Annotated in this window: 3 protein-coding genes; all 3 read left to right on the top strand. The window is 64.9% G+C overall.

Translation table 11 applies throughout. The features are described 5' to 3' along the window. The first annotated feature begins 1 nt into the window (after position 1). The 3 genes from AO240_RS18445 (at position 2) to AO240_RS18455 (ending at position 25,129) form a co-directional block, all read left to right on the top strand. Positions 2–655, top strand: coding sequence for a VWA domain-containing protein (locus tag AO240_RS18445; RefSeq protein WP_371918651.1), 654 nt, complete (start codon positions 2–4; stop codon positions 653–655). 217 nt (positions 656–872) lie between these two features. Beyond that, positions 873–13,784, top strand: coding sequence for a non-ribosomal peptide synthetase (locus tag AO240_RS18450; protein WP_099238132.1), 12,912 nt, complete (start codon positions 873–875; stop codon positions 13,782–13,784). Further along, positions 13,781–25,129: a non-ribosomal peptide synthetase gene (locus AO240_RS18455; protein ID WP_099238134.1), complete on the top strand. Its 11,349-nt coding sequence runs from the start codon at positions 13,781–13,783 to the stop codon at positions 25,127–25,129. Before AO240_RS18450 ends, AO240_RS18455 begins: the two co-directional genes overlap by 4 nt.

The following is a 25,129-nucleotide window of genomic DNA, read 5'->3' on the forward strand; positions in this document are numbered from 1 at the left end:
CATTCGCCCTCGACCTGACGCGGGGGCGGATGCCCGGCCCAAGGCGGGCCGACTCGATAAAGGCAGGCACGGCAAGGCGCGTAGCGCCCGGCAAGGCTCGATCAACTGGCCGGGCACCTTGCTCGGTGGCCGGCCGCACAGCCGCGAAGATCTGCGCTACCACCTGCGCAGCCGCTCGGCCGATGAATTATGGTTGGTGATTGTCGACGCGTCGGCGTCTACGCGGCGCCATCGCGCATTAACCGATGCCAAAGGGTTGTTGGCCCAGCTGTTTGATGACGCCTACCGGCAACGCGCGCGCATGGCGTTGTTGACCGCCAGCGGGCAATCGCCCACGTGGCAAGTGCAGGGCCTTAAAGCGGCGAAAAGCTTGGCCGGCTGGCTCGACCAACTCGGCGCGGGTGGCGGTACGCCGTTGCTGGCGGCGCTGTGCGAAGCCGCGCATTGGTTGCAGGCGCGGCGCCGGCGTTACCCTGCCGAACAGCAGCGCTTGCTGGTGATTACCGATGGGCGGCTGAAAGACCTCGCGGGTTTGCCGGTGCTTGATTGCCCGGGCTTACTGGTCGACATCGAGCGTGGCCCGATCACGCTGGAGCGCGCAAAACCATTGGCGCGCGCGCTGCACCTCGACTACCGGCATATCGACAGCCTCTAAAACGCTCGCTGTAAAGTTCCCCTGCCAGATTCCCGCTTGTCCCCAGTTCCCATGTCACCCCCCATTGGCCAAACGCCTTAGTTTCCCAAGTTCGCCGCAAGCCTCTCAAGGCTTTCGGCTGCGCCTGTTTTTTTAAAGGCGCCTGGAACACCCGATTCAAGCGGCAGCTGAAAACGGACTTTCTCCTTCACCGTGACTTATCAGGCAGGTTACCCCCATGCAGTTCAGCGAATTATTGGCAGCGATTTCCACCCACGCGATCCGTCTTCAACTGGAAGAGGGCGACTTGATCATACTGGGCGACGATGACGCGCTGGGGGACGCGCTGTGGGATCAACTGATCGCCCACAAGCCGCGCCTGCTGCAGTTTGTGGCCGAACATGGCGGCGACTGGCTGAGCCCGGCCTACCGCATCACCCCGCAGATGCTGCCGCTGGTCAACCTCGACCAGCCGGCCATTGAGCGTATCGTCGCCGCCATCCCCGGCGGCGCCGCGAATGTGCAGGATATTTACCCGCTGGCGCCGCTGCAGGAAGGCATGCTTTATCACCACCTTTCGGCCGAGCAGGGCGACCCCTACGTGCTGCACGCACAGTTTGTGTTTGACAGCCGCGCGCGGTTGCAGGCATTTGCCGAGGCGCTGCAATGGGTCATCGACCGCCACGATATTCTGCGCACCTCAATGGTCTGGGAGCGCCTCGACGAGCCACTGCAAGTGGTGTGGCGCACAGCAACCCTGGCCTGCGAAGAGGCGCACTTCAACGGCGCTGACGTGCTCGCGCAGTTACTCGCGCGGTTTGATGCACGCACTTATCGCATGGACCTGGGCCAGGCGCCGCTGCTGCGCCTGGTGTTTGCCGACGACCCGGCCAACCAGCGCGTGGTGGCTATGTTGTTGTTCCACCACACGATTCTGGACCACACCGCGCTGGATGGCGTGCGCCATGAAATCCAGTTGTACCTGGCCGGCGAGCAAGCCCTGGCCGCTGAGCCGGTAGCGTTTCGCAGCTACATCGCCCAGGTGCGCGATGGCGTCAGCGCGCAGGCACATGAGGCGTTTTTCCGCGAGATGCTTGCCGACATCGATGAACCGACGTTGCCGTTCGGCTTGCAGGATGTGCAGGGCGATGGCCAGGGCATCGATGAAGCCCGCGTCGCCGTCGACAGCGCCTTGAGCCGACGCCTGCGCAGCCTGGCGCGACCGCTCGGGGTGAGCGTGGCGAGCATCATGCACGTGGCGCTCGCCCGCGTGTTGGGCGTGGTCGCCGGCCGCGAGGCGGTGGTGTTCGGCACCGTGATGCTTGGGCGTATGGGCGCAGGCGAGGGCGGTGAGCGCGCGTTAGGCATGTTCATCAACACGCTGCCGTTGCGTGTGGATGTCGGCGAGCAGGGCGTGCGCGCCGGCGTCAAAGCCACGCATGCGCGGCTGAGCACATTGCTCAACCACGAACATGCGTCGCTGGCGTTGGCCCAGCGCTGCAGTGGCGTGGCCGCGCCGACCCCGTTGTTCAGCGCGATACTCAACTACCGCCACAGCGCCGCCACCGACATGGCAGCGGTGATCGAGGTGGCCGAAGGCATTCAGGTACTCGGCGCCGAAGAGCGCACCAACTACCCGCTGACGGTTAACGTGGATGACCTGGGTGAAGACTTTGCGCTGACGGTGATGGTTGACACGGCCATCGGCGCCCAGCGCGTCGCCGCTTACCTGCACACCGCGTTGCAGAGCCTCGCCGACGCGCTGGAACAGCGACCGGATTCGCCGCTCAGCGGCCTGAATATACTGCCTCACGATGAACGCCTGAACCTGCTGCACACGCTCAACCAGAGCCCCACGCACTACGCCGATACCGCGCTGATTCACCAGCAGGTTGAAACCCACGCCGCCGCCCAGCCCGCCGCCATTGCCCTGCGCTTTGACGACCAGCGTCTGACCTACCGCCAACTCAACGAACGCGCCAACCAGGTTGCCCACCGCCTGCTCGCGCAAGGCGTGCGCCCGGATGACCGCGTGGCCATCTGCGTAGAGCGCGGCCCCGAGATGATCATCGGCCTGTTGGGCATTCTCAAGGCCGGCGCCGGGTATGTGCCGATCGACCCGGCGTACCCGCTGGAACGCATCGCCTACACCCTGGCCGACAGCCAACCATTGGCCGTGCTGGTGCAAGCCAACACTTGCCACCTGGTCGGCGACCTGGCGCAAATCGACCTCAACAGCCTGCGCCAGGAGTCCATCGTCAACCCTCGGCTCACCCTCAGCGCGGCCAACCTTGCCTACGTGATCTACACCTCCGGCTCCACCGGGCTGCCCAAAGGCGTGATGATCGAACACCGCCAGGTCGCGCGGCTGTTCACGGCCACCGAACACTGGTTCGGCTTTAACCACACCGATGTGTGGGCGCTGTTCCATTCCTTCGCGTTTGACTTTTCGGTGTGGGAAATTTGGGGCGCGCTGATGCACGGCGGCCAGTTGCTGATCGTACCGCAATGGGTCAGCCGCTCGCCGCAAGACTGCTATGCGCTGCTCTGCGACGCGGGCGTGAGCATTCTTAACCAGACGCCCAGCGCGTTCCGCCCATTGATCGCGGCTCAGGCACACAGCGCTCAAGCGCATTCGCTGCGCCAGGTTATTTTCGGCGGCGAAGCGCTGGAGCCGGGCATGCTCAAGCCGTGGTATGCGCGCGCCATGAACGCTGGTACGCAACTGGTGAACATGTACGGCATCACCGAAACCACCGTGCACGTGACGTATTGCGCGCTGCAAGCGGCCGATGCGCAGCGCGTCGGTGTCAGCCCGATTGGTGTGCGCATTCCCGACCTGCAACTCTACGTGCTCGACGAACACCGTGAGCCACTGCCGTTTGGCGTGGTCGGCGAGTTGTACGTCGGCGGTGCCGGCGTGGCGCGCGGTTATCTGAACCGCGATGCGCTGAACGCCGAGCGCTTCCTGGCTGACCCGGCCACTGGCCTGCGCATGTACAAAACCGGCGACCTCGGACGCCTGCTCGCCGACGGCAGCGTTGAGTACCTGGGGCGTAACGATGACCAGGTGAAAATCCGTGGTTTCCGAATCGAGTTGGGCGAAATCGAAGCGCGCCTGGCCACCGCGCCGGGCGTGCGTGAGGCGGTGGTCATCGCCCGCGAAGACGAACCGGGTGACAAGCGCCTGGTGGCCTACGTGGTAGCCGAGGGCGAACTCAGCGCCGCCGCGTTGCGTGACCATCTGCTGCGAAGCCTCGCCGAACACATGCTGCCGAGCGCCTTTGTGCAACTGGGCACCTTGCCACTGACCACCAACGGCAAGCTCGACCGCAAGGCGCTGCCCGCGCCGGATGCCGACGCATTGGCGCGGCGTGACTATGCCGCCCCGCAAGGCGCGGTGGAAACTGCCATCGCCGGCCTCTGGCAGGAGCTGTTGAAGCTCGACCGCGTCGGCCGCGACGATAACTTCTTCGAACTCGGCGGCCATTCGCTGCTGGCGGTCAAGCTGATCGAACGCATGCGTCAGGTCGACTTGAGCGCTGATGTGCGCGTGCTGTTTGGTCAACCGACATTGGCTGCACTGGCTGCGGCGGTCGGCGGGCAGCAGGAAGTTGTGGTGCCGCACAACCTGATCACACCCGCCAGCCAGCACATCACGCCCGACATGCTGCCGCTGGTGAACCTCGACCAGGCCGCCATCGAGCAGATTCTCGGCACGGTGCCCGGTGGCATCGCCAACGTGCAGGACATCTACGGCCTTGCGCCGTTGCAGGCGGGTATTCTTTACCATCACCTGGCAACCACCGAAGGCGACCCCTACGTGTTGCAGGTGCAGTTCAGCTTCGCCGACCAGTTGGCGGTGGACGCGTTTGTTCGCGCGCTGCACAGCGTGATCGAGCGCAACGACATTCTGCGCACCGCGATTATCTGGGAAGGCCTGGAGGAGCCGGTGCAAGTGGTGGTGCGCCAGGCTTCATTGGCCGTCGAGCGTATTCAAACCCAAGGCGGCGATGCGCTGGCGCAACTGCAACAACGCTTCGACCCGCGCCACTATCGCCTCGACCTGTCGCGCGCCTCGCTGATGCATTTTGGCTACGCGCAGGAGCAAAGCCGCTACGTCGGTATTTTGCTCCTGCACCATATCTTGCTCGACCACACGGCCCTGCAAGTGCTGGTGCAAGAGATGAGCGCCAGCTTGGCTGGCAACAGTGCGCAACTGCCCGACGCGGTGCAGTACCGCAACTACGTGGCGCAGGCGCGGCTGGGTGTCACGCAGGCGCAACATGAAGCGTTTTTCAGCGACATGCTCAGCGATATCGACGAGCCGACGCTGGCCTTCGGCTTGCACGACGTGAATGGCGATGGCAGTGGCATCGTCGAGGCGCATCTGCCGCTCGAACCGGCGCTGAGCCAGGGGCTGCGCGAGCAGGCACGGCAACTCGGCGTGAGCAGTGCCAGCCTGGTGCACCTGGCGTGGGCGCAGGTGTTGGCACAGGTTTCCGGCCAGCAGGACGTGGTGTTCGGCACCGTGCTGCTGGGCCGCATGCAAGGCGGTGAGGGCGCCGACCGCGCGCTGGGGATGTTCATCAACACCTTGCCGCTGCGCGTCAGCCTCGGTGCCGTTGGCGTGCAAGCCGGGGTGCGTGCCACCCACGCGCGCCTCGCGCAATTGCTCGGGCATGAACATGCTTCGCTGTCGCTGGCCCAGCGTTGCAGCGGCGTGCCAGGCTCTTTGCCGTTGTTCAGCACCTTGCTCAACTGCCGTCACAGCGCGCCGGGCGAAGCGCCGGGGGACAGCCCGTTTGCTGCCTCCGGTATCGAAATTCTGAGTTCCGAAGAACGCAGCAACTACCCGCTGGTGTTGAACGTCGATGACCTCGGCACAGGCTTTGCGCTTACCGTGCAAGGCGTGGCCACGCTGGATGTTCAGCGCGTGGGCGACTACATGCTCACTGCCTTGCGCAACCTCGTGACCGCGCTGCAACAGGCGCCCACCACGCCGTTGCACGCGGTGTCGATTGTGCCGCCTGCCGAGCGTCAGCAACTGTTGGTGGGCTTTAACGCGACCGCCCGCGAGTACCCGTCGCAGTTGACCGTGCAGCAACTGTTCGAAGCCCAGGTGCTGGCGCGTCCCGAAGCCATTGCGGCGGTGCAGGGTGAGCTGTCGTTGAGTTATCGCGACCTCAACCACCGTGCCAATCGACTCGCCCATCACTTGATCAATCAGGGTGTGCAGCCCGGCGAAAGCGTGGCGATTGCACTGCCGCGCTCGCTGGATTTGCTGGTGTGCCAACTGGCGATCCTCAAGTGCGCGGCGGTCTACGTGCCGCTGGACGTCAACGCCCCGCTGGAGCGCCAGGCGTTTATCGTGCAGGACAGCGGTGCGCGCCGCGTGCTGAATAACCTCGCCGAGTTGAACCTGGAAGCACTGTCGCCACGCAACCCCGAGGTGGTGCAGTCTGCGCAAAGCGTTGCGTACATCATGTACACCTCCGGTTCCACCGGCGCACCGAAGGGTGTGCAAGTGCCGCACCGCGCGATCTCGCGGCTGGTGCTGAACAACGGCTACGCCGAGTTCACCCCGCGCGACCGTGTGGCGTTCGCGTCTAACCCGGCGTTCGACGCAAGTACCCTTGATGTGTGGGCGCCGCTGCTGAATGGCGGTTGCGTGGTGGTGGTCGAGCAGGCGGTGCTGTTGTCCCAGGCGGCCTTTGCCGCACTGTTGCGAGAGCACAGCGTCAGCGTGTTGTGGATGACCGCCGGGCTGTTCCATCAGTACGCCGACGCGTTGATGCCGGTGCTTGCGCAGTTGCGCTACCTGATCGTCGGCGGTGATGTGCTTGACCCGCTGGTGATTGGCCGCGTGCTCGCCCACGGCAAACCGCAGCACCTGTTGAACGGCTACGGGCCAACCGAAGCCACCACGTTCTCCACCACCTATGAAATTACCGCGTTAGGTGCGGGCGGCATTCCGATTGGCCGACCGATTGCGAACGCGCAGGCCTACGTGCTGGATGCGCGCCAGCAACTGCTGCCGTTGGGCGTGGTCGGCGAGTTGTACATCGGGGGCGCGGGCGTGGCCATCGGGTATTTGAACCAGCCGCAACTGACCGCCGAAAAATTCATCGCCAACCCGTTTGGCGACGGCCTGCTCTACCGCAGCGGCGACTTGGCCAGTTGGCAGGTCGACGGCACTTTGTTGTACCAGGGGCGCAATGACCTGCAAGTTAAAATTCGCGGCTTCCGTATCGAGCCTGGCGAAATCGAAACCTGCCTGGCCACCTGCGCCGGCGTCAAAGACGCGGTGGTGCTGGCCCGCGAAGACGAACCGGTTGACAAGCGCCTGGTGGCTTACTACACCGCGCAGGCGCCATTGGACATCGAAGCGTTGCGCGCGCACCTGCAAGGCCAGTTGCCGGATTACATGGTGCCTTCGGCGTATGTGTGGCTGGCGCTGTTGCCGCTGACCGCCAACGGCAAGCTCGACCGCAAGGCCCTGCCGGTGCCGGACCAGAGCGCGCTGCTCAGCCGTGGCTACGAAGCGCCGCAAGGCGAGGTAGAAACCCTGCTGGCGCAGATTTGGCAAGACGTGCTCAAACTGGAACGCGTGGGCCGGCATGACCATTTCTTTGAGCTGGGCGGGCATTCGTTGCTCGCGGTCAGCCTGATTGAACGCATGCGTCAGGTCGGCCTGAGCGCCGATGTACGTGTGTTGTTCAGCCAGCCAAGCCTGGCTGCGTTGGCGGCGGCGGTGGGCAGCGGGCGCGAGATTGTGGTGCCGGCGAATGGCATTCCGGCGGGCTGCACACACATCACTCCAGCCATGCTGACGCTGGTGCAGCTCGACCAGGCCGCGATTGACCGAATCGTCGCCAGCGTGCCCGGCGGCGCGGCCAATGTGCAAGACATCTACCCGCTGGCGCCGTTGCAGGAAGGCATTCTGTACCACCACATCAGCGCCGAGCAGGGCGACCCGTACTTGCTGCAATCGCGCATGGCGTTTGACAGCCTTGAGCGCTTGCACGGGTTCATGCGCGCGCTGCAACAGGTGGTGGCGCGCCATGACATCCTGCGCACCGGCGTGGTCTGGGAAGGCCTCGACAGCCCGGTGCAAGTGGTTTGGCGTGAGGCGCAGTTAGTCGTGCAGCAAGTGTCGCTGGACGCGGCACAAGGCGGCATCATCGAACAGTTGCACGCGCGCTTCGATGCGCGGCACTACCGCCTCGACATCACCCAGGCGCCGCTGCTGCGCATGGTGTATGCCGAGGACCCGGCGAATAATCGCGTCGCGGCGATTCTGCTGTTCCACCACCTGGCGCTCGACCACACCGCGATGGAAGTGGTCGGCGATGAAATGCGCGCGTTCCTGTTCAACCAGGCGGATGCGCTGCCGCACGCCGCACCGTTCCGTAACTACGTGGCCCAGGCGCGCCTGGGTGTGAGCGTGGCGGAACACGAGCAGTTCTTTTGCGACATGCTCGCCGATATCGACGAGCCGACCCTGCCGTTTGGCGTGCAGGATGTGCAGGGCGATGGCCGCGATATTGAAGAAGCACACGTGCCACTGGACGCGGCACTCGCGGTGCGCGTGCGTGAGCAGGCGCGGGTGCTGGGCGTCAGCGCGGCCAGCGTGATGCACCTCGCTTGGGCGCAGGTGCTGGGGCTGGTGTGCGGGCGTGACGAGGTGGTGTTCGGCACCGTATTGATGGGCCGCATGCAGGCCGGTGAGGGCGCCGACCGTGCGCTGGGCATGTTCATCAACACCTTGCCGCTGCGCGTGAATCTGGCCGCGGGTGCCGCCAGTGCGGTCAAGGCGACCCACGCGCGACTCAGCGCATTGCTCGGCCATGAACATGCCTCGCTGGCGCTGGCCCAGCGTTGCAGTGGCGTGCCGACGGCGGTGCCGCTGTTCAGCGCGTTGCTCAATTACCGTCACAGTAACCCCGGCGAAATGGCCCGCGATGGCCACGGCATCTGGGAAGGTGTGCAACTGCTGGGCGGCGAAGAGCGCAGCAACTACCCGCTGACCCTCAGCGTCGATGATTTTGGCGCAGGCTTTGGCCTCAGCGTACTGGCGCTGCCGCAGATCGGCGCCGAGCGCGTGTGTGGCTACATGCACAACGCCGTGGCGCAACTGCTTGGCAGCCTGGAAAACGCACCGCAAACCGCGCTGAATCAACTGGACATTCTGCCCGCAGCGGAACGCGAAACGCTGCTGCGTGAATTCAACGCCAGCGCCGCGCATTACCCAACCGGGCACACGCTGCACGCGGCCTTCGAGGCCCAGGCCGAGCGCCAGCCGCAGGCGCTTGCCGTGCAGCAAGGCGACGAGTCGCTGACCTATCAGCAACTCAACCAACGTGCTAACCAACTGGCCCATCACCTGCTGGTACTCGGTGTGCAACCGGATGACCGCGTGGCGATTTGCTGCCGGCGTGGCCCGCAAATGTTGGTGGGGCTGCTGGGCATTCTCAAGGCTGGTGCAGGCTATGTGCCTATCGACCCGGCGCACCCGGCCGAGCGAATCGCCTACCTGTTGCAGGACAGCGCGCCGGTGGCTGTGCTGGCCGAGCCAGGCACCCGCGAACTGTTGGGCGCAGTCACAGCGGTCAACCTGCTTGACCACAGTTGGCAGAACCACGCGGTGACTAATCCTCAGCTCGAAACGCTGACCCCGGCGCACCTGGCCTACGTGATCTACACCTCAGGCTCCACCGGCCAGCCCAAGGGCGTAATGGTCGAACACCGCAGCGTGGCAAACCTGGTGCACTGGCACTGCGCAGCCTTCGAGCTGGATGCGCGCAGCCACACCAGCAGCGTTGCCGGTTTCGGGTTTGACGCGATGGCCTGGGAGGTCTGGCCAGCACTGTGCGCGGGCGCAACCCTGCACCTGCCGCCGGCCGATGTCGGCAATCAAACCATCGACGCACTGCTCGCCTGGTGGTTGGCACAGCCGCTGGATGTCAGCTTCCTGCCGACCCCGGTGGCCGAATACGCGTTCAGCCAGCACCTGCAACACCCGAGCTTGCGCACCCTGCTGATCGGTGGCGACCGCCTGCGCCAGTTCACCCAGGAACAGCGCTTTGCAGTGATCAACAACTACGGCCCCACCGAAGCCACGGTGGTTGCCACCTCGGGCCGCGTGCACGCCGGGCAGGGCTTGCCGATCGGTCGGCCGATTGCCAATACCAATGTCTACGTGCTTGATGCACAGCTGCGCCCGGTGCCGGTGGGGGTTGTCGGCGAGCTGTATGTGGGTGGCAGCGGCGTGGCGCGGGGCTATTTGAACCGGCCTGAGATGACCGCCGAGCGCTTCCTGGATGATCCGTTCAACGGCGGGCGCATGTACCGCAGCGGCGACCTGGTGCGCTGGTTGCCCGACGGTAATCTCGACTACGTGGGCCGCAACGATGATCAAGTGAAAGTGCGCGGCGTGCGCGTCGAACTGGGCGAAATCGAAAGTTGCCTGGCCGCGCTTGAGGGTGTCGGTGAAGCGGTGGTGCTGGTGCGTGACGGCCGTTTGGTGGCGTGGTTCAGCGAACATTACCCGCTTGCTATTGAACACCTGCGCGCGCAACTGCAAGCGCAGTTGCCCGAGGCACTGGTGCCGGTGGCCTATGTGAAACTCAACGCGCTGCCGCTGACCGCCAACGGCAAGCTGGACCGCAAAGCCCTGCCGGAACCCGACCACACCGCGCTGCTGAGCCGGGACTATGAAGCGCCGCAAGGTGAGGTCGAAACCACCCTGGCGCGCATTTGGGCCGAGGTGTTGCAGGTGGAGCAGGTCGGTCGGCATGACCACTTCTTCGAACTCGGCGGCCATTCGTTGTTGGCCGTCAGCCTGATCGAGCGCATGCGCCAGGTCAGCCTCAGCGCCGATGTGCGCATCCTGTTCAGCCAGCCAACCCTGGCGGCGCTGGCCGCCGCCGTGGGCAGCGGGCGCGAAGTGCAGGTACCGCCCAACCGTATCGCCGCCGACTGCCGGCGCATCACCCCGGACATGCTGTCGCTGGTTGATCTGGACCAGTCGACGCTCGACGAGGTGGTCAGCCGCGTCCCCGGCGGCGCCGCGAATGTGCAAGACATTTACCCGCTGGCGCCGTTGCAGGAAGGCATTCTTTACCACTACATCACCGCCGAGCAGGGCGACCCGTACCTGCTGCAATCGCACTTGGCGTTCGACAGCATCGAGCGCCTGAACGCCTTTGCCCAGGCGTTGCAATTAGTCATCGACCGGCATGACATTTTGCGCACCGGCGTGGTCTGGGAAGGCCTTGCGCAACCGCTGCAAGTGGTGTGGCGCAAGGCTGAGCTGAGCGTGCAGGAACTGCACCTGCACGGCGATGTTCTGGCCGGGCTGCACGCGCGGTTTGATGCGCGGCGTTATCGCCTCGACATCAGCCAGGCGCCGCTGATTCGCCTGATGTACGCCAACGACCCGGCCAACGCACGCGTGGTGGTGGTGTTGCTCTATCACCATATTGCCCTCGACCACACCGCATTCGACGTGGTGCTGCACGAAATGCAGGGCCATTTGCTCGGCCACGCTGCCCCGACGACGGCGCCGATGCCGTACCGCAACTACGTGGCCCAAGCGCGTCTGGGCGTGAGCGAAGCCGAACACGAGCGGTTTTTCTGCGAGATGCTCGGTGATGTCGATGAACCGACCTTGCCGTTCGGCTTGCAGGACGTGCGCGGCGACGGCAGCGCTATCCAGGCGCATAGCCTGCGCCTGGACGCAGACCTCAATCGCCGCCTGCGCGCGCAGGCACGCCTGCTCGGAGTGAGCACGGCCAGCCTGTTCCACTTGGCCTGGGGCCAGGTGTTGGCGGCCACCGCAGGTCGCCACAGCGTGGTGTTCGGCACGGTATTGGTCGGCCGCCTGCAAGGCGGCGAGGGCGCCGACCGTGCCCTCGGCGTGTTCATCAATACCTTGCCGCTGCGCCTGGACATTGATGAGCAAGGCGCACGCGCTGCGGTGCGGGCCACCCATGCGCGGCTCACTGCGTTGCTCGGGCATGAACACGCCTCCCTGGCGCTGGCCCAGCGGTGCAGCGGGGTGGCAGCCCCGGCGCCGCTGTTCAGTTCGATGCTCAACTATCGCCATCGCGGCGCGGCAACCCGCTCGCACGAGGCGCAGCAAGCGTGGCAAGGCATGCAAACCCTGGTCAATGACGGGCGCACCAATTACCCGTTGACCTTGAACGTGGATGACCTGGGTGACGGCTACGACGTGACGGCGCTGGCGCAGGTTGACGCGCAGCGGGTCTGCGGCTACGTGCAAAATGCTTTGGCCGGGTTGGTTGAAGCGTTAGAGCAGGCGCCGCACCAGGCGCTCAATCGCCTGCCGGTACTGGGCGCCGAGGAACGCCAAAAACTGCTGGTGGAGTTCAACGCAACCACCGTCGACTTCAACCTCGACCAAACCCTGCATGGCCTGTTTGAAGCCCAGGTAGCGCGCACGCCAGACGCGGTGGCGGTCAAAGCCGGTGAGCAACACCTGACCTACCGGGCGCTTAACGAGCGCGCCAACCGCCTGGCGCATCACCTGCGTGAACGCGGCGTGCAAGCCGATTCGCGCGTGGGTATTTGCCTGGAGCGTGGCCTGGACATGGTCATCGGCCTGTTCGCCATCCTCAAGGCAGGCGGTGGCTACGTGCCGCTCGACCCTGCCTACCCAGCAGAGCGCATTGCCTACATGTTGCACGACAGTGCGCCCGTGGTAGTGCTCGCGCAGGGCGCAACCGGTAGCTTGCTCGGCGATGCGGCGGTGATTGATCTGGACCACAACACCTGGCAGCACCAGCCCGCCAGCAACCCTCAAGTGCCGGGCCTCAGCGCCCAGCACATGGCCTACGTGATCTACACCTCCGGCTCCACCGGCCAGCCCAAGGGCGTGATCAACGAACACGCAGGCGTGGTCAACCGGTTGTTATGGATGCAGGACGCCTACGGCCTTGACGCGCATGACGCCGTGCTGCAGAAAACCCCGTTCAGCTTCGACGTGTCGGTGTGGGAGTTTTTCTGGCCGCTGTTCACCGGCGCGCGCCTGGTGATGGCGCGCCCTGGCGGGCACAAGGAGCCAGCGTACCTGTGCGAAGTGATCGAAGCGGAGCAGATCACCACGCTGCACTTTGTGCCGTCGATGCTCGACGTGTTCCTCGCGCATGGCGAGATCTGCCAGGCGAGTGGGCTGGTGCGCGTGATGTGCAGCGGCGAAGCCTTGCCGGGCAGCCTGGTGCGGCGCTTCAAGCAGCAATTGCCAGCGGTTGGCTTGTACAACTTGTATGGCCCCACCGAAGCGGCGGTCGATGTGACCGCGTGGAACTGCGCCCGCGCCGAGGTGCCGGACAACACCCCCATCGGCAAGCCGATTGCGAACACGCGCATGTATGTACTGGATGCGCAGTTGCAGCCGCTGCCGTTGGGGGTGGTCGGCGAATTGTTTATCGGCGGCGTGCAAGTTGCGCGCGGCTACTTGAACCGCCCTGAGCTAACCGCCGAGCGCTTCCTCAACGACCCGTTCACCGACGGGCGCCTGTACCGCACCGGTGACGTCGGCCGTTACTTGCCCGACGGCAATATCGAGTACCTGGGCCGCAACGATGACCAGGTGAAAATCCGTGGCTTGCGTATCGAACTCGGCGAAATCCAGGCGCGGCTGCTGGAGCATCCGCAGGTCAGCGAAGCCGCCGTGATGGCGCGCGAAGACCGGCTGGTGGCGTACTACACCGGCCAGCCAAGCGACATCGAACAACTACGCGTGCACCTGCTGCAGCACCTGCCGGACTTCATGGTGCCCGCGCTGTTCGTGCACCTTGACGCGTTGCCGCTGAGCCCCAACGGCAAACTCGACCGCAAGGCCCTGCCGGCACCGGGCATGGGCGCGTTGCAAGTGCGCGAGTACGAAGTGCCGCAAGGCGCGACCGAAATCCTCTTGGCTAAGCTTTGGGCCGAACTGCTGAAGGTGGAGCGGGTAGGGCGGCATGACAATTTCTTTGAACTGGGTGGGCACTCGTTGCTCGCCATGAGCTTGATCGGCCGCCTGCGCCAGGAAGGTATGGAAGCCGATGTAAGGGCGTTGTTCGAAGCGCCAACCCTGGCCGGCTACGCCGCCATAACTGAACGAATGGAGATCGTCCTGTGAGCCTCTTTGAGCTGTTGGCGACACTGAAAACCAAGGACATTCAACTGGCGCTCAAGGGCGAGCAGTTGTCGGTGCAAGGCAATAAGCAAGCGCTGAGTGAGCCGGCGATACTGGCGGCGTTGCGCGAACACAAACCTGCGCTGATCGAGCTGATCAAGGCTGGCGAGTACTCGGCGACCAAGGCCGGTGAGGTGCAGGTGCCGGCGAACGCCATCCCGGCGGGCGCTGAACACATCACGCCGGGCATGCTCAGCCTGTCGACACTACGTCAGGATGAGATCGACCGCATCGTCGCCAGCGTCGACGGCGGCGTGGCGAATATTCAGGATATTTACCCGCTGGCGCCGTTGCAGGAAGGCATTCTGTTCCACCATGTCAGCGCCGAGCAGGGCGACCCGTACGTGATGCAGTCGCAGTTTTCGTTCGACAGCCTGGCGCGTTTCGAGGCGTTTGCCGACGCGTTGCAACGCGTGATGGACCGCCACGACATCTTGCGCACCGGGGTGGTGTGGGACGGTTTGCAACAGCCGTCGCAAGTGGTGTGGCGCCACGCACGCCTGCCGGTGCAGGCACTGACGCTGGACCCGGCCGACGGCGATATTGCCGCGCAACTGCACGCGCTGTACGACGCCCGCCATTATCGCCTCGACGTGACGCAGGCGCCGCTGTTGCGCCTGGTGCGTGCCGAAGACCCGCAGAACCAGCGCATTGTCGCCACCTTGTTGTTCCACCATATGGCCCTCGACCACAGTGCGCTCGAAGTGGTGTGCCATGAACTGCAAGCGTACTTGCTGGGGCACGGCGAAGCGCTGGGGCAGGCGGTGCCGTTTCGCAATTACGTGGCGCAGGCGCGCTTGGGCATCAGCGAGCAGGAACACGAAAGCTTCTTCCGCCAGATGCTCGGCGACATCAGCGAACCGACCTTGCCGTTTGGGTTGCAGGACGTGCAGGGCGATGCGCGCGGCATTCAGGAGGTCAGCGTGCCGCTGCCAGCCGAACTGGGGCAGCGCTTGCGTGCGCAAGCGCGGCAACTCAGCGTCAGCGCCGCCAGCCTGTTTCATATGGGCTGGGCGCAAGTATTGGGCGCCTTGTCGGGCAAGCAGCACGTGGTGTTCGGCACCGTGTTGATGGGCCGCATGCAAGGCAGCCATGGCACGGACCGCGCGCTGGGTATCTTCATCAATACGCTGCCGTTTCGCGTCGACGTGGACGGCCAGGACGTACGCAGCGGCGTCAAAGCCACCCACACGCGCTTGACCACCTTGCTGCGCCATGAGCATGCGCCGCTCGCGCTGGCCCAGCGCTGCAGCGGCGTTGTCGCGCCGACGCCGTTGTTCAGCGCGTTGCTCAACTACCGCCACAGTGCCCCGGCGGCCAGCGCCGAGGGCGTGTCGGCCTGGCACGGGATTGCAGCGCTCAGCGCCGAAGAACGCACCAACTACCCGCTGACCTTGAGCGTCGATGACCTCGGTGATGGTTTCAGCCTGAGCCTGCTCGCCAGCACCCTCGTAGACCCGCAGCGGGTGTGTGCCTACTTGCAAACCGCGCTGGAAAACCTGGTGACTGCGCTGGAGCAGGCGCCGCACACCGCGCTGAATCACCTGTCGGTAGTGCCTGTGGCCGAGCAACAACAACTGCTTGAGCAGTTCAACGCCACCCAAGCCACTTTTCCCCAAAGTACTTTCCCCCAAGTCACCACGCTCCACACGCGCATTGAAGCGCAGGCGGCGCTCACGCCCGAGGCCATTGCTGCGGTGCATCAGGGCCACTCACTGAGCTACGCCGAGCTGAATCAGCACGCCAATCAATTGGCCCATCACCTGCTGGCGCTGGGCGTAAAACCCGACGACCGCGTGGCTATCGTCGCGCGCCGTGGCCTCGACACCCTGGCCGGGTTGCTGGCGATCCTCAAGGCGGGTGCCTGCTATGTGCCGGTGGACCCGTCCCACCCGGCCGAGCGCCTGAGCTACCTGCTGAGTGACAGCGCGCCGGTGGTGGTGCTGACCCAGCACGCGTTGCTCGCGCGCCTGCCCGCACTTGAAGTGCCGGTGATCGCCCTGGATCGGGTGACCTGGCAACAGGCTTCGACGGATAACCCCAGCGTTGCCGTCACCCCGAAAAACCTCGCGTACGTGATCTACACCTCCGGCTCCACCGGCCTGCCCAAAGGCGTGATGGTGGAGCACCACACCGTGGCGAATCTGGTCGATTGGCATTGCCACGCGTTTGACCTGTGTGCCGGGCGCCACACCGCGAGCGTCGCGGGTTTCGGCTTTGATGCGATGGCCTGGGAAGTCTGGCCCGCGCTGTGTGTGGGCGCGACCTTGCACTTGGCGCCGGCGCACGACGGCGCCGAAGACCTCGACGCCTTGCTGGTGTGGTGGCGCGGGCAGCCGCTGGACGTGTGCTTTTTGCCGACGCCGGTGGCCGAGTACGCGTTCAGCCAACAGATCGAACACCCGACGTTGCGTACGCTGCTGATCGGCGGCGATCGGCTGCGCCAGTTTGCGCGTGCACAGCGTTTTGAACTGATCAACAACTACGGCCCTACCGAGGCCACCGTGGTTGCCACCTCGGGCAAGGTCGAGGTCGGCCAGCCGTTGCACATCGGCAAACCGGTCGCGAATGTCACGGTGTACTTGCTGGATGAACAGCAACGGCTGGTGCCGCTGGGCGTGGCGGGCGAGCTGTATGTAGGCGGCAAGGGCGTGGCGCGGGGTTACCTGAACCGCCCGGAACTGACAGCCGAGCGCTTCCTGCAAGACCCGTTTAACGACGGGCGCATGTACCGCACCGGCGACCTGGCGCGCTGGTTGCCGGACGGCACGCTTGAATACCTGGGCCGCAATGACGACCAGGTGAAAATCCGTGGCATGCGCATCGAGCTGGGTGAAATCGAAACCCAACTCAACCATTTGCCAGGGATTCAAGAAGCGGTGGTGCTGGTGCGTGAGGAGCGCCTGGTGGCGTATTTCACCGAGCATGCGCAGTTCGACGCGTTGGCCGTCGGCGACATTCGCGCCCACCTGGTGGCGCACTTGCCGGACTACATGGTTCCGGTGGCCTACGTGAAACTCGCAGCATTGCCGCTCACCGCCAATGGCAAACTCGACCGCAAGGCGCTGCCGGCGCCCGATATGGCCGCGCTGTTTACCCGCGAATACGTGGCGCCGCAAGGCGAGATCGAAAGCGTGTTGGCGCAGATTTGGGCCGATGTGCTGCAAGTGGAGCGCGTCGGGCGTCGCGACCATTTCTTTGAGCTGGGCGGGCACTCGCTGCTGGCCATGCGCATGGTGTCGCAAGTGCGCCAGCGCCTCGGTGTCGAGCTGATACTCGGCGATTTGTTTGCCAATGCCGAGCTGGCGGCGGTCGCCGAGGTGCTCGCCAAAGCCGGTCGCAGCACCTTGCCGGATATTCTTCCGGCCAATCGCGATGACGACGTGCCGCTGTCCTTCGCCCAACAACGCCTGTGGTTTTTGGCGCTGATGGAAGGTGCCAACACCGCCTACAACATTCCTATCGGCTTGCGTTTGCGTGGGCAGTTGCATGTGGAGGCGCTGCAACGGGCGCTGGCGCGTATCGTCGCGCGGCACGCCACCTTGCGCAGCCGCTTCGCCCAGCACGGCGACGACGCCAAGGTGCTGATCGTGCCCGCTGAAGAGGTGTTGCCGCTGCAAGTGCAAGACCTGCGCCGCCACCCGCAACCGCAGCAAGCGCTGGACGCGTTGATTCACGGCGAAGCCTCGGCGCCGTTCGACCTGGAGCGCGGCCCGTTGCTGCGCGGGCGTTTGGTGGTGATGGGCAGCGATCACCATGTACTGTTGCTGACCCTGCACCATATTGTCTCCGATGGCTGGTCGATGGGCGTGCTCACCCGTGAGCTGATGGCGCTGTACCAAGCGTTCAGCCATGGCCAGCGCGACCCGTTGCCGCCACTGCCGATCCAGTACGGCGACTTTGCCGTGTGGCAACGTTTGTGGCTGAGCGGCGAAGTGCTGCACCGCCAAAGCAGCTACTGGCAGCAGGCGTTGGCCGGTGCGCCGGCACTGCTCACCTTGCCGACTGACCGCCCACGCCCGGCGCAACAGGACTACGCCGGCAGCAGCGTTGAAGTGCGCCTGAATGAACGCCTCACCGCCGGGCTCAAGGCCTTGAGCCAACGCCATGGCACCACGCTGTACATGACCTTGATGACCGCCTGGGCCTCGCTGTTGGCGCGGCTGTCCGGGCAAACCGAGGTGGTGATCGGCTCGCCGGTGGCCAACCGTACGCGCAGCGAGGTGGAAGGGCTGATCGGGCTGTTCGTCAACACCCTTGCGGTGCGTATCGACACCTCGGGCGAGCTGAGCACCGAGGCATTGCTGGCGCGCGTAAAAACCTTGACGCTGGACGCTCAGGCCCATCAGGACCTGCCGTTCGAGCAAGTGGTGGAAGTCACCCGGCCGGTCCGCAGCCTGGCCCACAGCCCGCTGTTCCAGACCTTGCTGAGCTGGCAGGACAGCAGCGCACCGACCCTGGCGTTGGGTGACCTGGCGCTGGAAGGGATTGTCGAGAACAGCCACTTTGCCAAGTTCGACCTGTCGCTGAACCTGGGTGAAGTACAGGGCAGCATTCTCGGCGCGCTGGAATATGCGCTGGCGCTGTTTGATCAGTCGACTGTCGAGCGTTACGTCGGCTACTTCACCCGCGTGCTGCAGGCGATGGTCGATAACGACCAGGCGGTGCTGGAACATGCGCCGCTGGTGGATGAGCGTGAGCGTCAGCATCTGCTGGTCGACTTCAACGCCACCGCAGTCGACTACGACCTCAAGCAAACCCTGCACGGCATGTTTGAAGCGCAGGTGACGCGCACGCCGCAGGCGATTGCGGTCAAGGCAGGCGAGCAGCAACTGACGTACGCCGAGCTGAACGCGCAGGCGAATCAGTTGGCTCACCACTTGCTGGCGCTGGGCGTAGAGCCGGGTTCGCACGTGGCGATCTGCGTGGAGCGCAGCCTTGAAATGGTCATCGGCCTGTACGCCATTCTCAAAGCTGGCGCGGCCTATGTGCCACTCGACCCGGCTTATCCGCAAGAGCGCATTGCCTACATGCTGCAAGACAGCGCGCCGGTGGTGGTGTTGGCCCAAGCGGCCACGCGCGGCTTGCTCGGCGCGGTGCCGGTGGTCGAGCTGGACCAGCCTGACTGGCAGCAGCAACCGCTGGAAAACCCTGGTATTGAGGGCGTGGCCGCGTATGTGATCTACACCTCGGGCTCCACCGGGCAACCCAAGGGCGTGATCAACGAACACACCGGCGTGGTCAACCGCCTGTTGTGGATGCAGGACGAATATGGCCTGACGGCGCAGGACGCGGTGCTGCAAAAAACCCCGTTCAGCTTCGACGTGTCGGTATGGGAGTTCTTCTGGCCGTTGTTTACCGGCGCGCGCCTGGTAATGGCGCGGCCCGGCGGGCATAAAGACCCGGCGTACCTGTGCGAGGTGATCGCGGCGCAACAGATCACGACGTTGCACTTTGTGCCGTCGATGCTCGATGTGTTCCTCGCCCACGGCGACGTCAGCCAGGCGGCTGGGCTGGTACGCGTGATGTGCAGCGGCGAAGCCTTGCCGGGCAGCCTGGTGCGGCGCTTCAAGCAACAGTTGCCGGGCAGCCAGTTGCATAACCTGTATGGCCCCACTGAAGCGGCGGTCGACGTCACCGCCTGGAACTGTGCCGGAGCGGTCATGCCGGACAACACGCCGATCGGCAAACCCATCGCCAACACGCGCATGTACGTACTCGATAGCCAATTGCAACCGGTGCCGTTGGGCGTGGTCGGTGAGCTGTTCATCGGTGGCGTGCAAGTGGCGCGCGGTTATCTCAACCGGCCTGAACTGACTGCCGAGCGGTTCCTCAACGACCCGTTCAGCCCAGGGCGGATGTACCGCACGGGGGACGTCGGCCGCTACTTGGCGGACGGTAATATCGAGTACCTGGGGCGCAATGACGACCAGGTGAAGATCCGCGGTTTACGCATTGAACTGGGCGAAATCCAGGCGCGCCTGCTGGAGTATCCGCAGGTCAGCGAGGCCGCCGTGGTGGCGCGCGAAGACCGGCTGGTGGCGTACTACACCGGCGCGCACAGCGACATTGACGCGCTGCGCAGCCATTTGCTGCAGCACTTGCCGGAGTTCATGGTGCCGGCGATTTTTGTGCACCTTGACGCGCTGCCGCTGAGCCCCAACGGCAAGCTCGACCGCAAGGCGCTGCCCGCGCCGGGCATGGATTCGCTGAGGTTGCGCGAGTACGAAGCGCCGGTGGGGGATACCGAAATCGCGCTGGCCAGCCTGTGGGCCGAGTTGCTGAACGTAGAGCGCGTGGGCCGTCACGACAATTTCTTTGAACTGGGTGGGCACTCGCTGTTGGCCGTCAGCCTGATGGGCCGTATGCGCCGCCTCGGCTTGTCGGCCGATGTGAAAGTGCTGTTCGGCCAGCCGACGTTAAGCGCGTTGGCGGCGGCGCTGGGCGGCGGGCGTGAAGTGGTGGTGCCGGTGAATGGCATTGCCGCCGACTGTCGCCATATCACCCCGGCGATGCTCACGTTGGTCACGCTGGACCCAGGCGCTATCGAGCGCATCGTCGCCTGCATCCCCGGCGGCGCGGCGAATGTGCAGGACATTTACCCGCTGACGCCGTTGCAGGCCGGCATGCTTTATCACCATCGCGCGGTGACGCAAGGCGACGCGTACGTGCTGCAAGCGCAGTTCGCATTCGACAGCCTGCTGCGCTTGCAAGCGTTTAGCAAGGCGTTGCAGGCGGTGATCCAGCGGCACGACGTGCTGCGCTCGTCATTCCATTGGGACGGCCTGGAAGAACCGGTGCAAGTGGTGTGGCGTGAAGCCTCGTTGAGCGTCGAAAGCGCGCCGTTGCCACAACGCCTCGACCTCGCCCAAGCCCCGCTGATGCGCCTGGTGTATGTGCAGGACCCGCAGGCCTCACAGCGTGTGGTGGCGACCTTACTGTTCCATCACTTGGTGATGGACCACATTGCCCTGGACATCCTGCAGCACGAAATGCAGGCGTTTCTGTTGGGCCGCGAGGACCAACTGGGCGCAGCGGTGCCGTACCGCAACTACGTGGCCCAGACGCGCTTGAGCGTCGACGATCACGCAGGGTTTTTCGCTGAAATGCTGGCTGAGATTGATGAGCCCACCGAGGTCCCCAACCTTGGCGGTGAGGCAAACGCCCAACTGACCCTCGATGCGCAGTTGAGCCTGCGCCTGCGTACTCAGGCGCGTCAGTCGGGTGTCAGCGCGGCCAGCCTGATGCACTTGGCCTGGGCGCATGTGCTGGGCAAGGTCTGCGGTCGCGAGCGCGTGGTATTCGGCACGGTGATGCTCGGCCGCCTGCAAGGTGGCGAAGGTGCAGAACGCGCCATGGGCGTGTTTATCAACACCTTGCCGCTGCGCGTTGACGTGGGCGAACACTCGGTACGCACGGCGCTGCGTGCAACCCACGCGCGCCTCAGCCAACTGCTCAGCCATGAGCATGCGCCGCTGGCATTGGCCCAGCGTTGCAGCGGCGTGCCGGTGGGCACGCCGTTGTTCAATGTGCTTTTCAACTACCGCCACAGCGCGCCGCCAGTTGGCGGTGTGGCCGAGGCGTGGCAAGGCATTCAATTGCTCAAGGCCGAAGAACAGAGCAATTATGCGTTGTCGGTGAGCGTCGATGACCGCGGTGATCATTTCAGCCTGCACGCCATGGGGCAGGGCGCCGAGCGTTTGTGTGGTTACTTGCAGGTTGCCCTGGAGCAACTGGTGCAGGCGCTGGAGCAGCACGCCGAGATCGCCATCGGGCACCTGCCGATTCTGCCGCAGGCCGAACGCCAACACCTGGCGCAGTTCAACGCCACCAGCCGCGCGTTCCCCCGCGAGCACACGGTGCAGCGCCTGTTCGAAGCCCAGGCCCATGCACGGCCTGACGCGGTGGCGGTGCTGCATGGCGAGCACGCGCTGAGCTATGGCGAACTCAACACCCGCGCCAACCGCTTGGCCCATCACCTGTTGGAACTGGGCGTGCGTCCCGCCGACCCTGTTGCGATCTTGTTGCCGCGCTCGATTGACCTGCTGGTCAGCCAATTGGCCGTGCTCAAATGCGCCGCCGCTTATGTGCCGCTGGACATCAACGCGCCCGCCGAGCGCCAAGCGTTTATGCTGCAAGACAGCGGCGCGGCCTGGCTGTTGACCCGCAGCGCGCTGGCGATCGACTGCGCTGCTTGCCGCCTCGACCTCGACAGCCTGACAGTGGACGCGCAACCGAGCCACAACCCGGACCTGTCGCAGCACTCGGACAGCGTGGCGTACATCATGTACACCTCCGGTTCCACCGGCACGCCGAAGGGCGTATTGGTGCCGCACCGTGGCATCACGCGGCTGGTGATCAATAACGGCTACGCCGACTTCAACCACACCGACCGCGTGGCCTTCGCCTCTAACCCGGCGTTCGATGCGAGCACCGTGGACGTGTGGGCGCCATTGCTGCACGGCGGCCAGGTGCAGGTGATCGACCACGCCACCTTGCTCGACCCGGCCGCCTTCAGCGTGGCGCTGGCAGGCACCACTGTGCTGTTCCTCACCACCGCGTTGTTCAACCAATACGTGCAGATGATTCCCGAGGCCCTGGCTGGCCTGCGCATCCTCTTGTGCGGCGGCGAACGTGGCGACCCTTCGGCGTTCCGCAGCCTGTTGGCGCGGGCGCCCGACCTGCGCATCATCCATTGCTACGGGCCGACCGAAGCCACCACTTACGCCACCACGCATGCCGTGCATGCGCTTGCCGATGACGCTACCAGCGTGCCGGTGGGTCGGCCGATTTCCAACACGCAAATTCACGTGCTGGATACGCAGTTGCAGCCGGTGCCGCTGGGTGTAGTCGGCGAAATCTGCGTCGGTGGCGACGGCGTGGCCCTTGGTTATTTAAACCGGCCTGAGCTGACGGCCGAGAAGTTCGTGCAAGACCCATTCAACCCGGGCAGCGTGATCTACCGCACCGGCGACCTCGGCCACTGGACAGCGGACGGCCTGCTGGAGTGCAGCGGGCGTAACGATGACCAAGTGAAGATTCGCGGTTTCCGCATTGAGCTGGGTGAAATCGAAGCGCGCCTGGCGCTGTGTGCGGGCGTTCAGGACGGGGTGGTGTTGGCGCGTGAAGACGTACCGGGTGACAAGCGCCTGGTGGCGTATTTCACGTGGGCCGCTGAACCGGTTGACGTCGACAGCGTGCGGGCGTGTTTGCAAGGCCAGTTACCCGAATACATGCTGCCGTCGGCTTATGTGCCGCTGGCGCAATTGCCATTGACGGCAAATGGCAAGATCGATCGCAAAGCCTTGCCTGTGCCAGCGCCGGACGCGGTGATCAGCCGCGCGTTTGAAGCGCCGGTGGATGCGCTTGAGCAGAGCCTGGCGCAGTTGTGGGCCGAGGTACTCAAGCTTGAGCAGGTCGGGCGGCATGACAGCTTCTTTGAACTCGGCGGGCATTCATTGCTGGCGATTCGACTGGTCAACCTGATGCAAGAGGCGGGGTTGCAGGTGTCGCTGGCCGAGCTGTTCCAGCACGCCAACGTGGCCTGCGTCGCCGCCATGCTGAGCCAGCGCACGGCTGCGCCTGCGCGCGACCATTCGGTGATCACCGTGCGTAGCAGCGGCTCGCAGCCGCCGCTGTTTCTGGTGCACGAGTTCAGCGGCATGGACGTGTACTTCCCGGCGCTGGGCCAGCACCTGCCCGGTGACTACCCGATTTACGGCCTGCCGGGCGTGGCGTTGGGCGAGCCGCACCTGAATACCATGGAAGGCCTGGCGGCGCGCATGGTCGGCCTGATTCGCAGCCTTCAGCCGCACGGGCCATACCGCGTGGCGGGCTGGTCGTTCGGCGGTGTGCTGGCCTATGAAGTCGCCATGCAACTGCTGGGGCTGGATGAACCGGTGGCGTTTCTCGGCCTGATCGACACTTACGTGCCGCGCATGACCGACCAGGGCAAGGCGCGCTGGAGCGGGCCGCACGCTCTGAAGCGGCATCTGTTGTTGCAGTGCACGGCGTATTGGAAAGCACAGGGAGGTGTACATGAGCTGGCAAGCCTGGAACAGTTGGAGGCGGGCATTGGACAGTTGGACCTTGCGGCTCTGCTGCAACGCTGTCGCGATCAAGGTTTGTTGTACGCGCAAATGGCAGCGGCGACGGACGCGGACCTCATAAGTTTTATCCAGCGCGAAGTGGGCCATGGGCATGCGTTGGCGCACTACAGCCTGTTCCCGTTGCCGGTGCCAGTGCACCTGTTCAGCGCGCTGGAGCGGCCGACCGAGTTGTCACGGCGCAGCACGTCGCTGGGCTGGAACGACGCGTTGGCGCCTGCGCAATTGCGCCAAATCGAGGTGCCGGGTGACCACCAGAGCATGATGCAGGCGCCGCATATCCAGGCCTTGGGCGCTGCTATGAGTCAGGCCATGGCTGTGTGTGCACCGGTGGCGCAGGCGCAGCATCAAGCGTTACTGCGGATTCAGAGTGGCCGCGCGGGGTATGCGCCGGTGTTCTGTGTGCCGGGTGCGGGCGATAGCGTTACCGGCTTCGTCGGTTTGAGTGAAGGACTTGGGCGCGAATGGCCGCTGTATGGTTTGCAGCCGCGTGGCCTGGATGGCGAGGCGGTGCCGCACAGCCAAGTGGAAGCGGCGGCGCAGGGTTATTTGGCGGCACTGGAGCACGAGTGCCCACGCGGGCCGGTGCATTTGATCGGGCATTCGTTTGGCGGCTGGGTCGCGCTGGAGATGGCGCTGCGGTTGCAGGCGATGGGCCGTGAAGTGGCGTCGTTGACGGTGATCGACAGCGAGGCGCCGGGCGGCGCAGGCCGGCCTTACACAACAACGGCAGCCTTGTTGCGGTTGATTGAAGCCATGCAGTTGTCGGCGGGCAAACCGCTGGGCATCGACCGTGCCGAGTTTGCCGGTTGGGATGAAGTGACGCAGCGCCAGCGCTTGCATGCCGGGATGGTCGCGGTCGGCTTGTTGCCGGCGCGCGCCAGTGTGGACGCGATGGATGGGCCGGCGCGCACTTACGCGGCGGCGTTGCGCACCGTGTATCGGCCTGCGCACCGCTACAACGGCGTGGTGCGCCTGGTGTTGGCTGAAGACCCGGCGCTGGATGCGTCAGGCAATCAGCGCGAGCAGGGCTTGATGATTGAAGGTTGGCGCGGGCAGGGCACTGCGTTGCAGGTTTGGTATGGCGCGGGCAACCACTTCACGTTGCTCAAGGCACCCAATGTGTTGGGCTTGGCTGGGTGGTGGCGTGCAGGGGTTGGCGTAGGCGAGGAGGTCTCATGA

Source organism: Pseudomonas sp. ICMP 460 (assembly GCF_002723595.1).
GTDB lineage: Bacteria > Pseudomonadota > Gammaproteobacteria > Pseudomonadales > Pseudomonadaceae > Aquipseudomonas > Aquipseudomonas kitaguniensis.